Annotated in this window: 10 protein-coding genes; 1 reads left to right on the plus strand and 9 read right to left on the minus strand. The window is 40.5% G+C overall.

What is annotated here, in order from left to right; translation table 11 throughout:
- Positions 1–58 precede the first annotated feature (58 nt).
- Positions 59–562, minus strand: a complete 504-nt coding sequence (locus TSYNT_RS05730; protein ID WP_059032545.1) for a gamma carbonic anhydrase family protein — start codon at positions 560–562, stop codon at positions 59–61.
- Positions 563–851: 289 nt separating this feature from the next.
- Between TSYNT_RS05730 and TSYNT_RS05735 the strand changes: the two genes are divergently transcribed.
- On the plus strand, positions 852–4271 hold the full coding sequence (locus tag TSYNT_RS05735; protein WP_059032546.1) for a stalk domain-containing protein: 3420 nt from the start codon (positions 852–854) through the stop codon (positions 4269–4271).
- A gap of 69 nt (positions 4272–4340) precedes the next feature.
- Here the strand turns inward: TSYNT_RS05735 and nifJ are convergent, their stop codons facing one another.
- The 8 genes from nifJ to TSYNT_RS05775 form a co-directional block, all read right to left on the minus strand.
- Positions 4341–7868, minus strand: a complete 3528-nt coding sequence (gene nifJ / locus TSYNT_RS05740) for a pyruvate:ferredoxin (flavodoxin) oxidoreductase (RefSeq protein ID WP_059032547.1) — start codon at positions 7866–7868, stop codon at positions 4341–4343.
- 415 nt (positions 7869–8283) lie between these two features.
- Positions 8284–9129: a DegV family protein gene (locus TSYNT_RS05745; RefSeq protein WP_059032548.1), complete on the minus strand. Its 846-nt coding sequence runs from the start codon at positions 9127–9129 to the stop codon at positions 8284–8286.
- A 76-nt stretch (positions 9130–9205) separates the two neighbouring features.
- On the minus strand, positions 9206–10024 hold the full coding sequence (locus tag TSYNT_RS05750; RefSeq protein WP_059032549.1) for a purine-nucleoside phosphorylase: 819 nt from the start codon (positions 10022–10024) through the stop codon (positions 9206–9208).
- Between the two features lie 18 nt (positions 10025–10042).
- Entirely contained in the window at positions 10043–11221 is a 1179-nt protein-coding gene (locus tag TSYNT_RS05755) for a phosphopentomutase (RefSeq protein ID WP_059032550.1), read from the minus strand.
- Positions 11222–11236: 15 nt separating this feature from the next.
- On the minus strand, positions 11237–12556 hold the full coding sequence (locus TSYNT_RS05760) for a pyrimidine-nucleoside phosphorylase (RefSeq protein WP_059032871.1): 1320 nt from the start codon (positions 12554–12556) through the stop codon (positions 11237–11239).
- 79 nt (positions 12557–12635) lie between these two features.
- Positions 12636–13028 (minus strand): cytidine deaminase, encoded by a 393-nt coding sequence (locus TSYNT_RS05765; RefSeq protein ID WP_083497667.1) that lies wholly within the window; start codon positions 13026–13028, stop codon positions 12636–12638.
- 21 nt (positions 13029–13049) lie between these two features.
- Positions 13050–13895: a nickel transporter permease gene (gene nikC / locus TSYNT_RS05770; RefSeq protein WP_059032551.1), complete on the minus strand. Its 846-nt coding sequence runs from the start codon at positions 13893–13895 to the stop codon at positions 13050–13052.
- Between the two features lie 15 nt (positions 13896–13910).
- Entirely contained in the window at positions 13911–14918 is a 1008-nt protein-coding gene (locus tag TSYNT_RS05775; RefSeq protein ID WP_202859731.1) for an ABC transporter permease, read from the minus strand.
- Between the last annotated feature and the right edge of the window lie 8 nt (positions 14919–14926).

The raw sequence follows: 14926 nt of genomic DNA on the forward strand, positions 1-14926 counted from the left end.
GGAATCCTTGCAATGCATAAACTTTAAGCACATTAACAGATTTATAGATATTAGAATTTTATTTCATATATTCTTGGGCAAGTTCAGCATATTCTACCGCCCGGTCTTTGATCATTTTGGTATAATCTTCAGTCAAGCGCCGCACTACTTTTGCGGGCACTCCCATAGCTAAAGAATTAGCAGGTATTTCTTTTCCTTCGGTTACTAATGCTCCTGCTCCGATTAGTGCCCCTTCTCCTATAACGGCTCCATCAAGAACAATAGCACCCATGCCTATAAATGCGCCATCTTTTATAGTGCATCCATGGACGATTGCGCCATGTCCTATTGTAACGTTATTTCCTATTATCGTTGGGTATTTTTCAGCCACATGAACTATGCATCTGTCCTGTATATTAGCAAAGGATCCTATTTCGATTTTGTTCACATCGCCTCTTAGGACTGCCCCATGCCAAACGCTGGACTTTTCTCCGATAGAAACATCGCCTATTACATCAGCGCTGGGAGCAATAAAACAAGTTTTGCTTATTTTGGGAGCAAAATCTTTAAATTTCCCAATCATATTTATACGCCTCCGGGTTTTTAATTATCGTTTTTGATAGCTTTTACTTAAGTATTTTATTCTACAAAAAATAGAATTTACACTATTATACAATAGTCAAATTGAGATTACCAGAGTTTTGCAGTAGATGGAACATTTCTCATTTTTGCACGTCTGATATATAATGTATATAATTGCAGAAAAAACTTGTAGAAGATTATCTGCAATTACGGGGGATCAGAAACAAGGAGGGATAGTTTAGCGCTTTTTATGCAATCTATTTTTAACAAATACACACGGAGGGAAAGAAATGTTACATAAGTTTAAAAATCATTGGAAAGATCGTCTTATTCCACTACTTGTTGCTATCCTCATTTTTACATCTTTTTTAACGCCGGCATTCGGCCAGGAGATCCTTTTATATCAGGAAAGCCAAGGCTTCCCGGTAACAGGAGGCGTAACTTATGAAGAGCAGACTATTTTTACTTCACAGGGCTGGCAAAAAATTCATATTTTAAGAGCAGATCTTACATCTGATAATGTTGATATCGACACAATCATAGGAAGTAACGGCCTTTCGCAGCGAGCGCCACTAAATAAGATGGTACAGGATAACGGCGCCATAGCCGGAATCAACGGAGACTTTTTTATTATGGCCACGCCTTCCGCACCTATAGGGCCTCAAATCAGTAACGGAAAATTAATTTCCACACCGTTAAATTTGCAGGGAATGTCATCAATTGCCATGACTTATGACAAAATTCCCCAGATACTAACGATGACTTTTTCCGGTAAGCTTATAGCGCCTGATCGTAGCTACTACTTTGTGGATGGCGTGAACAAAATACGAGATAGCTACAATCACATTTTTGTATACACTCCCGAGTTTGGACAATCAACGCCTAAACTGGGAAACGGCGCCCCTAATTTAACTTTTTTAACAGTGAAAGACAATACAATCATAAATATCTCAGAGGGTCAAACTACTGAAATTCCAAAAGACGGGCTTGTGCTTATGGCATGGGGCGAGGGTGCAGCTTTTATGAAGGGTCATTTCCAAATAGGCGACCCGGTAGAACTCGAGCTTTCGATTGCGCCGGATATTTCAAATTTAAAAATGGCTTTGGGCGGGGGAGCTGTTTTAGTAGACAATGGCGCTATCCCGCAGACTTTTGCCCATAATATAGCAGGAACCCATCCTCGAACGGCAATAGGTTTTACTGCAGATAAAAAGACAATGATAATGGTTGTAGTAGATGGCCGTCAGGCACAAAGCCGAGGAATGACTCAGCAGGAATTAGCACAACTTATGCTCAATCTTGGAGCCTACAACGCATTAAACCTTGATGGCGGCGGATCATCGACTATGGTGGCAAGGCCTTTTTGCCAAACTCAAACGCAGGTGCTAAACAGTGTGTCTGAAGGCGTTCAAAGACTTATCACAAATGCCGTGGCTATTTTTGCAAGAGAACCTGTAGGTCAAATTTATGGGCTCAACATTGTATCTTCATCTTTTAACATTGCAAAAAGCGGGCATATGACATTTCAAGCTCAAGCATATGATAAAAACTACAATTTGGTAGATTTTGATTCAAGTAAAGTAGTATGGAGTGTGTCAAATGATATCGGCTACTTTGAAGGTAATGTATTTGTCGCAGAAAAAAGTGGAACAGGAAAAGTAACCGCAAGCTTTGGCGATATTCAGGCGTCTTCTGATATAAGGGTTTTAAAAGACGGTGTAACGCTTGCTATAGAGCCTTCAAAGGTTCAGTTAAATCCAGGTGCAAAAACCACATTTCGGGTATCTGTAATTGATGCAGAAGGTTTTAAGGCTTTACTTGACCCATCGGACATAAAATGGAAAATTGTCGGTGATATCGGTTCAATGAGCGGTTTAGAATTTACCGCAGGTCAGACTCCGGCAAGTGGTGCTGTAATAGGAGAATTTTCAGGGCTTACTGCAGGAGCTCTTGTTCAAGTAGGATATTACAGTCAAGTAGTAGATAATTTTGAAACCTTAAATGGCAAAAATTTTACATCGTATCCCGCTGATGTAAAAGGAGCATTTAGTATCGTTTCGGCACCGGAACCAGTATATTCAGGACAGGCATCCGGCAGGCTCGATTATGATTTTACAGCAGGAAATGCTACAAGAGCCGCATACCTTTCCTTTGGAAATAGCGGCAAGGCACTGCCTTTAAATACAAGTAAAATTTCTCTTTGGGTATATGGCGATAATCAAGGTGAATGGCTGAGGGTCTCTGTAAATGATGCTTCCGGTAAAGAAACTATTTTAGACCTTGCGCGAAGCGTAGACTGGGATGGTTGGAAACAAATCGAGGTAACCTTGCCGTCTGGCAAACAGCCTTTTACACTCAAAACAATTTATGTTGTAGAAACAGATCCCGAAGCAAGCATTAAAGGAGCCGTTTATTTCGATGACCTTACGGCTTTGATTGCGGGAAATTACAACGAATCTTTGCTGCCTCAACCTACTGTTTGGACTGATACGGCAAATCAAAAAGGAAGTGGATTTACATTTGGCGCAGTAGGAGCAAAGCCTTTGGTGAATCCCGACCAGGAAAGCTATACAAGGACAATGTCTGCTGCCGCTAAAATAATAAATAACTCAAATGCGTCACTTACTCTTGTAGTAGGGCAACCTTGGGCTGACAACGGCTCATTAAGCAGCCAATTAAAGGATTTTAGGAACTATAAGATGACTGGCAAGGGTTATGCTGTTTCATCCGAAAAAGGTGCAAATTTCATGCTTTTAGACGCTACAAAAGGCAGTCTTCGATTAACAGACTACAACCAATGGATAAATTTGCAAAAAGATTTGGCTTCTCTGGATAAATCAAAGGCCCTTTTTGTGGTATTGGATAGAATGCCTGAGAATTTTTCAGACACATTGGAGGGCGACTTGCTTAAAAAGATCTTGATTTCCCATGCAAAATCATCTGGTTCCAGCGTATGGGTTATAGGCGGGGCCGGAGCAGCACCTTTTAGCAGTAGAGCAGAAGATGGCGTGCATTTTGTCTCCATCCCCTCTATAAATTCGCCAGAACCTGCAACTGTAGTTTTTAATGTTTCTGATCAAGCTGTAAATTACCAGGTAATTCCAATTGTTGATCAAATCGTATCTGAAACAGTTACTGTAAAAGCAGGTACAGCAACTAACCTTAAAATCTATGGAGTAAGCCCTGCAGGCAGCAAAATGCTTCTTGGCTACCCATACACATGCGATTGGAAAGTATCTTATTCAAAACCGGTAGGTTTTGATACAAAAACATTGGCTTTTAAAGCAGTAGATCCCGGAACGGCAACAATTGAGGTGAAAGTCGGAAATATATCTAAGAGCTTCCCGATTATAATTACTGACATATCGGTTGTCGTAAATGGAAAAGAAGTAGTTTTTCCCGATGAGCTTCCTTATGTAAATCAAGACAACAGAACCATGGTGCCTGTAAGATTTGTATCTGAGAGCCTTGGAGCTCAGGTCGAATGGGATAATGACAATAGAATGGTTATAATCTGCAAAGACGATAAGACTATAAAGCTTAAAATCGGTGAAAGCAAAGCAGATGTTAATGGTAAAACTGTAACCTTTGATACTTCTGCCATTATACAAAATAGCAGGACAATGGTTCCGGTAAGATTTATAAGTGAGGCTTTGGGGGCAAAAGTAAGCTGGAATCAAACAATAAAAACAGTAGAAATTCAATATTAATCTTGAAGTGTAAATAAAATTCCCCATATGCAAAAGCCGGCGTTACTTTTAACGCCGGCTTTTGTTTTATTAACCCTCTGCAAGCTTCCTATAGATTTCATAACGCTCTCTTGCATCTTGTTCTGCTTTTTCAAAGAGTTTTTCTGCTCTTTCCGGAAAAGCAGTAAGCAAAGATGTGTAGCGAACTTCACCCATTAAAAATTCTCTAAAGTTTGCCGTAGGCTCTTTTGAGTCTAAGATAAATGGATTTTTACCCTGCTCCTTAAGTAGCGGATTGTATCTGTATAAGTGCCAGTAACCTGCTTCTACAGCTTGCTTTTCACGAAGCTGGCTGGCTCCCATTCCGGCTTTTATGCCATGATTTATGCATGGTGCATATGCGATAATCAAAGATGGCCCCGGATAACTTTCTGCCTCAATTAATGCCTTTATTAATTGACTTTGATTGGCGCCCATAGCCACCTGAGCAACATACACATATCCGTAAGTCATGGCTATGCGTCCCAAGTCTTTCTTCTTGATATTTTTGCCTGCTGCTGCAAATTGAGCTACCGCTGCAGTAGGAGTGGATTTTGAGGATTGGCCGCCTGTGTTGGAATAAACCTCTGTATCGAATACCAGAACATTTACGTCTTCGCCTGAGGCCAATACATGGTCAAGACCTCCAAAACCAATATCATATGCCCAGCCGTCTCCACCAAATATCCACTGTGATTTTTTCACTAGATATTCTTTTTTATCTAAAATCTCGGCCAGAACTTTGTTGATTTTTTCGTCATTTGTCTTATACTTTTCAAGTATCGGAATGATCGTAAGCGCTGCTTGTTTAGTTGCGCGGGCGTCATTCATGTTATCAAGCCACAACTTGAAAGCATCTTTTAGTTCTGATGGTATATCAAACTCCATTGCTTCTTTCATCAGCAGAGCGAGCTTCTCACGTGTTTGCTTCACTGCAAGATACATGCCAAGGCCAAATTCCGCATTATCCTCAAACAAAGAATTTGCCCATGAAGGACCATACCCTTCTCTATTTGCACAATATGGGATAGATGGTGCGCTGCCGCCCCAAATAGATGAGCATCCGGTAGCATTTGCAATCATCATCCTGTCGCCAAATAGCTGAGTTACTAAGCGCGCATAAGGAGTTTCGCCGCAGCCTGCGCATGCGCCTGAAAACTCGAGAAGTGGCTGTTCAAACTGACTGCCTTTTACTGTCTCTATTTTTAAAGGATTTTCTTTTTCAGAAAGACTCATTGCATAATCCCAATAAGGTATTTGATGTGTCTGGCTCTCTAAAGGCTTCATAATTAGGGATTTTTCTTTTGATGGACATGTATTCGCACATACGCCGCATCCGGTGCAGTCTAACGGGCTTATCTGAACTCTAAAGTTCAGACCTTCCAATCCTTTGCCTATTGCCTTCTTAGATACAAATCCCTCAGGTGCATTTTTTACTTCTTCTTCATTTAATAAGAAAGGTCTTATTACAGCATGAGGGCATACAAATGCGCATTGATTACACTGAATACATGATTCAGGCTGCCATTCAGGAACATTTACTGCTATGCCGCGTTTTTCGTATTTTGTAGTGCCTACTGGAAAAGTGCCATCCTCGCGTCCGACAAAAGCACTTACCGGAAGCTTGTCGCCTTCCTGGCGATTCATAACATCAGCTACGTTTTTGATAAAGTCCGGAACATCGGCCTCTACCTTTGACTCTTCGTCAACTGCATCAGCCCAAGAAGCAGGTACTTCAACTTTTACAAGTGCTTCAATACCTTTGTCAACAGCCAGGTAGTTCATATTTACTATTTTTTCGCCCTTATGACCGTATGATTTTACTATGGCCTCTTTGAGGTGCTTCACAGCTTCTTCGATTGGGATAATGTTTGTAAGTTTGAAAAATGCCGCCTGCATTATCATATTTATTCTTCCGCCAAGGCCTATTTCCTGAGCGATATCCACAGCATTGATTATATAGAAGTTAATGTTATGTTTTGCAAGATAATTTTTTACAGATGCAGGAAGTTTTTTATCAAGTTCTTCTTTAGACCACTGGCAGTTTAATAGAAAAGTGCCGCCGTCTTTTAAGCCTGAAAGAATATCATATTTGCCTACATAAGCAGGATTATGACATGCAACAAAATCAGCTTTGTCAATCAAATATGTTGAACGGATAGGCTTATGGCCAAAACGCAAGTGTGAAATTGTTACTCCGCCGGATTTTTTGGAGTCATAGGAAAAATAAGCCTGAGCATACATATCGGTGTTGTCGCCAATAATTTTAATAGCGCTCTTATTTGCTCCTACAGTTCCATCTGAACCTAAACCCCAGAATTTGCAACAGGTAGTCCCTTCCGGGACTGTGTCAATATATTCTCCTAAAGGAAGAGATGTATTTGTCACATCATCTACTATACCAATAGTAAAGTGGTTTTTCGGTTCATCAGCTTTTAGATTGTCGTAAACAGCTTTAATCTGTGTGGGCGTTGTATCCTTTGAACCTAAACCGTAGCGGCCTCCTACAATTGTGGGTCGGTTACCATCAGCTATATAAGCTGTACACACATCCTGATATAAGGGCTCGCCTAGGGCTCCAGGCTCCTTTGTTCTGTCTAGAACAGCTATCTTCTTAACCGTTTTAGGCATTTGAGACAGGAAATGCTCTATAGAAAAAGGTCTAAATAAATGAACCTTTAAAACTCCTACTTTCTCGCCTTGTGACATGAGGTAGTCTATGGTTTCCTCAATAGTTTCACATACAGAACCCATTGCAACTATTACTCTTTCAGCTTCGGGATGCCCATAGTAGTTAAACAAACCATAGTTGCGGCCTGTAAGTTTATTAATTTCATTCATGTATTCTTCTACTACTTGTGGAATAGCCAAATAATATGGATTTGCAGCTTCCTTTGCTTGGAAGAATATATCAGGATTTTGAGCAGTGCCCCTGGCTACAGGGTTTTCTGGATTTAATGCTCTTTTCTTAAACTTTTTCACTGCATCATAATCTACTAATTTTGCAAGATCTTCATAATCCAGAACTTCAATTTTTTGAATCTCGTGGGATGTCCTAAACCCGTCAAAGAAATGAACAAATGGTACGCTTCCTTTGATGGCTGCAAGATGCGCTACGCCTGCTAAATCCATTGTTTCCTGAACACTGCCTGATGCCAGCATCGCAAATCCGGTTTGCCTACAAGCCATAACATCTGAATGATCTCCAAAAATAGATAAGGCATGACCTGCCACAGCTCTAGCTGTTACATGAAATACACCCGGTAACAGCTCGCCGGCGATTTTGTACATGTTAGGGATCATCAGTAGTAAACCCTGAGATGCTGTAAATGTTGTGGTAAGCGCGCCTGCGGTGAGAGAGCCATGAACTGTTCCTGCGGCACCTGCCTCAGATTGCATCTCTATTACCTTGACTTCCTGACCAAAAATGTTTTTTCTTCCATGGGCCGCCCAGTCATCCACATATTCCGCCATAGGTGAAGACGGCGTGATTGGATAAATTGCAGCTACTTCAGTAAAGGCATATGCAACATGAGCAGCGGCATTATTGCCATCCATGGATTTCATAACTTTTGCCATTAATTTTTCCTCTCCTTTTGCTTATTGCTTAAAGTTTGTCTAATATATTGTAAAGGCTCGTGAACTACTCGGCATTGAAATACCGAGCTTCGTAATTCTAGGCCACAAACTTTAGTTCGTCTGACCTATGCATTACCGGCCTGCTCAATGCCACTAGTGGTCGCTCTTTGTATAGAGGTTCCAGCTACTTCGCTGGATTCCCTGCGGGTTTCTTAATAGATGCTGCTTGTGACATTTTGCACATTTAACTTCAGATTTATAATTATTCTCAGCCACACAGTTTTTGAAGCCCGATTATTACAAACAAAAGTATTATATCACAATACTTTTGATTTATCTATACAGTATACTGCATATTAGAATTCAATATTTATTGTATACGCAAATTCTTATTGTATCGCTTTTGCGCCCTCATTTATGCATTCTGAAAAAAGAGTGCCACAGTACCAGGGCCTGCGTGAGAGCCTATTACAGGTCCTATCCATGACATTATTATATTTTTTACTCCAAATTCTTTGATAACCGCTTCTTTAAGTTCTAGCGCAAGTTCCTCATTATCCGCATGACTTATCCCAATTACCTGATCTTGAGGGTTTTTAGCTCGCTGCGCCATAATTTCTATCATTTTCTTTACTACATTTTTCCGTCCTCGCACGTTTTCTAGTGGAAGAATCGCTCCGTCTACAAAATGCAAAACCGGCTTTACATTAAGAAGGCCTCCTACAAAGGCCTGAGTAGCAGAAATCCTTCCTCCGCGCTTTAGGTATTCCAAGGAATCTACTGTAAATATATGTTCCATATGTAATGCATAAGGTTCTATTACCTGAGCTATTTCTTGGGCTGTTTTGCCTTCTTTTGCCATTTGAGCAGCCTTTAAAACAACCAATCCAAGTCCCAGGCTTGCACACTTTGTATCTATGATAATTATCTCGTCTGCCTTCAAGTTTTCTTTTGCAAGAAGGGCAGATTCATAACTACTTGTAAGTTTTGAAGAAAGGCCCAACACTAAAGGTGTCTTCCCTTGGCTTAAATACTCTTTGAAACACTGCATATAAACCGGAACTGTAACTTGCGATGTAGTAGGCACAATTTCTCCTCTTCTAATAGAATCATAAAACTCTTTGAGACTTAAATTCGAAATATCTTTTGTCGGATCGTCTTTTAAAGAAACAGGCATTGGCAAAACTTTTATAGGATAATCTTTGATAATACCTTCCGGAAGATCAGATGAACTATCAGTTACTATAATTACATTTTCCATAAATATCACCTCCAGGCTTCGATTGAGCCAACCCCATTTTATCATTTTAAAAGGCTTTGTGCAATTAAAGGATCTGCTACATTTCAGCTACTGCGCCGCTTATTATTTTTATGAAATCTTTCTTTACTCTCTCTGATGTTTCTATTACTTCCTGATGTGACAGCTTATTTTTTGAAATTCCTGCAGCCATATTTGTAATGCAAGAAATTCCAAAAACCTTTATATTCATTTGCCTTGCTGCTATGACTTCCGGTACTGTCGACATGCCTACAGCATCAGCACCGATTATTGACAGCATCTTTATTTCTGCAGGTGTTTCATAGCTTGGACCTTTCAGAAATGCATATACCCCCTCCTTATAAGCAACCTTATTTTTCTCATAAACTCTCTTTGCCGTTTCTATAAGCTCAGGGTCGTAAGCATAAGTCATATCAAAAAATCTAGGCCCGAACTCCGGAATTTCCTCTCCTATAGCCGGATTTTCCCCTGCAAAATTAATATGATCTTTTATAACCATTAAATCTCCGGGTTTGAGGGATGCATTAATTCCTCCTGCAGCATTTGTCACAATCAATGTGTTGATCCCCAGAAGGCCCATCACCCTAACTCCAAAAACCACTTTTGATATAGGGTGTCCCTCATAAAAATGAAATCTGCCCTGCATTGCTGCTACATCTTTACCTTCTAATTTTCCAAAAACCAGATTTCCCGCATGCCCTTTTACTGTTGAAACAGGGAATCCGGGAATATTTGAATAAGGTATTACTGTCTTATCCTCTATTCCTTCTACAACTTCTCCTAATCCGCTGCCCAAAACTATGCCAATTTTTGGTTGTGTATCTATCTTATTTTTGATGTGGTCTACAGCCTGCATTACTTCTTCTCTATAAGACATGTGGCATTCCTCCAATTATCATAAACTATATGTTATAAGCTCTTTAAGGCTTTTTCCATTCTTTAGCTTTTCGCAGCCGAGAAAATCGGCTACCGTTTGGCCCACATCAGAAAAACACGGCAAAGTGTTAAGGTTTACTGCCGGCTTTATCTTGCTTCCATAAATCAGGACGGGAATATATTCCCTTGAATGGTCAGTGCTTTCAGTGGTTGGATCACATCCATGGTCCGCGGTAATTATCAGCACATCTTCTTCTTTAAGTTTTGAAATTATTTCAGGAAGACGGGCATCAAATTCTTCTAAGGCTTTTGCATATCCTACAGGATCGTTTCCGTGTCCGTAAAGCATGTCGTAATCCACAAGATTTGTAAATACTAGTCCCCGGTCAAGCTCATTCATAGCTAAAATAGTTTTATTTATCCCATCTGTATTCCCATTTGTATGAATCGACTTAGTTATACCCTGTCCTGCAAAAATATCCCAAATTTTGCCGACGCCGATAACTTCCATCCCGGCAGCCAAAACCTTGTCAAGGAGGGTCTCGTAAGGGGGTTTTAGTGAAAAATCAGCTCTGTTATATGTTCTTACGTAATTTCCCGATGTACCGGTGAATGGACGTGCTATTACTCTTGCCACTGCGTGTTCTCCCTGAAGTATCTCTCTGGCAATTCTGCACATCTCATAAAGTCTTTCAAGTGGAATTATATCTTCGTGAGCTGCTATCTGAAATACAGAATCAGCCGAAGTATATACTATTGGGCACTTGGTCTTGACATGCTCATCTCCCAGCTCTTGGATTATTTGCGTGCCTGAGGCCGGCTTGTTGCCTAAGACTTTAGTGCCTGTTCTTTTTTCAAATTCTTCTATTATTTCTGGAGGAAAGCCATTAGGATATACAGGAAACGGCCTTTCCAGGACGACTCCCGCAAGCTCCCAATGTCCTGTAGTAGTATCTTTGCCGGGAGATTTTTCGGCTGCCTTGCCATATGCGCCAAGAGGCTTTTTTACCGGCGGCACTCCCATCACATCTATAATATTTCCAATGCCCAGCTTTTGCATGTTAGGCATATTAAGCCCGCCTACAGCCCGTGCTGTATTTCCCAGCGTGTTGCTTCCCTCATCTCCATATTTTGCAGCATCCGGCATTTCTCCAACACCTACACTGTCAAGCACTATCATAGTAACTTTTTTTATCATGATGACCATCCCTTTTTAAAACTTCGCTATTTTATCTCCTGTTATCTTCGCCCAAATAACCTTCCTTTTTTCGGTGGGCTTTAAGTCAAATTCAAAGGCTTCTTTTACTTCATCCTTCGCCCAGTCAAGTTTTGCTCTGTCATTTGCTAAAATTTTTGCAAAGACTTCGCCCTTATTTACTTCATCTCCCACTTTTTTATATATCCAAATACCCACTGCCGGATCTATCACATCATCCTTCTTTTGCCTGCCTGCTCCAAGTTTCATGGCTGTAGTGCCTAAACGCACTCCATCGATTTTGCTTACGTAGCCGTCTTGTGCTGCGGTAACTTCAAGTTCATATTTAGCTTGAGGAAACAGTGAATAATCCTGGATAACTTTCGGATTTCCTCCCTGGTTTTTTATTATCTCACTAAATTTTTCAAGTGCTTTTCCTGTGTCTATGCTATCTTTTAGTTTTGCCACGGCCTTTGATTTATCGCTTTCAATTTCAGCCATTCGCATCATTTCTGCAGCAAACTCAAGGCAAAGTGTAAGAAGATCCGGATGTCCGCTTCCTTTCAACACCTCTATTGCTTCTATAACCTCTATGGCGTTGCCGATAGCAAGACCTAGAGGCTGCTCCATATCAGTAATATAGGCTATAGTTTCTCTTTCCGCTCTATTTCCTATCTTTACCATTAAACGTCCGAGCTCTAAGGCATCTTCAAAGGTTTTCATAAAGGCACCGCTGCCAAACTTTACATCTAAGATTATTTTATCGGCACCACCGGCAATTTTTTTACTCATTATTGAGCTTGCTATAAGAGGCATGGAATCTACTGTTGCTGTTACATCCCTTAGTGCATAGAGCATTTTGTCTGCCGGCACCAGGTTCTTTGACTGGCCTGTTATTGCAGCGCCAATGGTGTTTACTGAATTGATAAAAGTTTTTGCATCCAGTTCGCAGCAAAATCCGGGAATTGATTCCAGCTTATCTATAGTGCCTCCCGTATGTCCTAAACCTCGTCCGGACATTTTTGCGATCTTTACTCCCACAGAAGAAGCAAGGGGAACTAAAACCAACGTAGTGGTGTCTGCAATACCTCCTGTAGAATGTTTATCCACTTTAATGCCTTTGATTTCAGATAAATCTACTGTTTCGCCTGAGTAAGCCATAGCCATAGTAAGATTTGTTGTCTCATCTTCGTCCATTCCTTTAAAATAAATTGCCATAAGCAGAGCCGATATCTGATAATCAGAAATGCTGCCGTTTACATAGCCGTCAATTACAAACTGTATCTCCTCTTTTGAAAGTTTTAATCCCCGCTTCTTTTTTTCAATAATATCTGTCATAAAAAACACGATATCACCGCCCATCCAAAAATTTATTTAATTTCTTGCACTACTTATTAAGCTGATTTTACGCCAAAAATCACAGACGAAATGCATAAGGTAAAAGTTCCTCTACGGTCATTGTTTTTATTTTGGAGCCATCTCTATTTGAAAGATAAATAATAGCAGAAGGTGCAAGCTCAGCTATAACCTGTCTGCAGGCTCCGCAAGGAGAAACCGGTTCATCTACATTTGCAGCGACAGCTAAAGCCGCTATATCCTTTTTTCCTTCTGAATAAGCCTTAAAAAGCGTTACTCTTTCAGCACATACGGTAAGCCCATATGATGCATTTTCAATATTGCAGCCTAAGATCGTTTCCCCGTCTGCAGTAGCCGCGCAGGCTCCCACGGGAAACTTAGAATAGGGCACATATGCATTTTCCATGGCAGATAAGGCTTTTTTGACTAGTTCTTTTTTATTAATTTCAATCATATAAAATCCTCCTAAGCAATTCTAACGTTCTGTAAACTTCCTTGTTTTGGGATCTAAAAAATCTCTAAGTCCGTCTCCTATCAGATTAAAGCCTAAAACCGTTATAAGAATTGCCATACCCGGAAAAGTAGGATACCACCAATGACTTAATATATACTGACGGCCGGTTGAAATCATGGCACCCCATTCAGCAGTGGGAGGCTGTGCTCCAAGACCAATAAAGCTTAAACCGGCAGTAAGCTGTATAGCAAATCCTATATCCATGGTAGCTTCCACGATAACAGGCGAAATGCAATTCGGTAGAATGTGTTTAAAGATGATTTTCATATCATTATTGCCGATTGCTTTTGCAGCCTCCACATATTCAAATTCCTTTAAGGCCAAAATCTGACCTCTTACTATTCTGGTATACCACGGCCACCATGTAAGGCTTACTGCCATCACAGCATTTGTAAGACTCGGTCCTAAGGCAGCTGCAACTGCCATTGCAAGTATAAATGAGGGGAAGGATAAAAACATGTCAGTAATTCTCATTATTATTTCATCTATCCACCCGCCAAAATATCCGCTAATTCCCCCTAATATCACTCCTATAACCGCAGCAAAAGTTACTACCTCTATCCCTACTGCAAGGGATATGCGCGCACCGTAAACTATTCTGCTGAATATATCTCTTCCCATTTCATCAGTGCCAAAAAGGTGGCGACTGCCCGGTGGTAAAAGCTTATCGCTCATAGAAATTTCTATCGGATCAAATTTTGCTATGTAAGGAGCGAATACAGCAACAAGTATCAGCATAATAATAATCAACGTACCTATTAGATTCAAAGGATTTTTAAAGAACTTTAGTAAAGTTTTTTTGTTCATTATCAGCTACCTCGATTATTTATAGACGATTCTAGGATCGATAAAGGCATAACTTATATCGACAATTAAGTTTACGATTACAAATATTACGGTTGTAATCAGTGTCACTCCCATAATAGCCGGAAAATTTAATGTCATTATGGCATGCACACCGTAGTTTCCTATACCCGGCCACGAAAACACCGTTTCAGTAAGCACAGCACCTCCTAAAAGCGATGCAAATTGGAGACCGATAATAGTCATCACCGGTAGTATGGCATTTCTTAAAGCATGCTTATAAATTACAACTCTTTCGCTAAGTCCCTTAGCTCTTGCTGTCTTAATATAGTCTTCATTCAATACTTCCAAAATGCTCGAGCGAGTCATTCGTGTAAATACAGCCATGGAACCGTATCCTAAGGTAAATGCAGGCAATATTAAGTGAAGTATACTACTCTTTAGCGCGAGCCAATCGCCGCTTAAAATGCTGTCGATTATATAAAAACCGGTTATATGTGCAGGGGGATTTAGTTCTATTCCTATGCGCCCGCCTATAGGGAGAAGGCCTAATTTTTTGTAAAATAAAAGTTGAAGCAAAAGCCCCAACCAAAATATAGGAGTTGATGCACCGAGCAGGCTTGCAATTCTACCTCCGTTATCTATAAATGTATTTTTTCTTGTAGCCGAAACAACTCCCAGCGGCAATCCTATAGCTACACTTATTAAAAGTGCAAAAATTGAAAGTTCGGCTGTGGCGGGAAGATATGTTAGGACCTCTTCCCTTACAGGTTTTCTTGTCTCGATAGAAGTACCCATATCTCCATGCAAAAGATCTGAAATATACATTAAATACTGAACGGGCAGGGGCTTATCAAAACCTAGCTGCTTCCTCAAGGATTCAATCTGCTCAGGACCTGCATGGGGACCGGCCGCAAGGCGAACCGGATCCCCCGGAATTGCATGTGATATTATAAAAGTTAACAGCGACATGCCAATTAAAACAACGATTAGCATTGCAATTCTTCTTGCAATATATGTTGTCAAAATTACCC

It is taken from the genome of Tepidanaerobacter syntrophicus (assembly GCF_001485475.2).
Classification (GTDB): Bacteria; Bacillota; Thermosediminibacteria; order Thermosediminibacterales; family Tepidanaerobacteraceae; genus Tepidanaerobacter; species Tepidanaerobacter syntrophicus.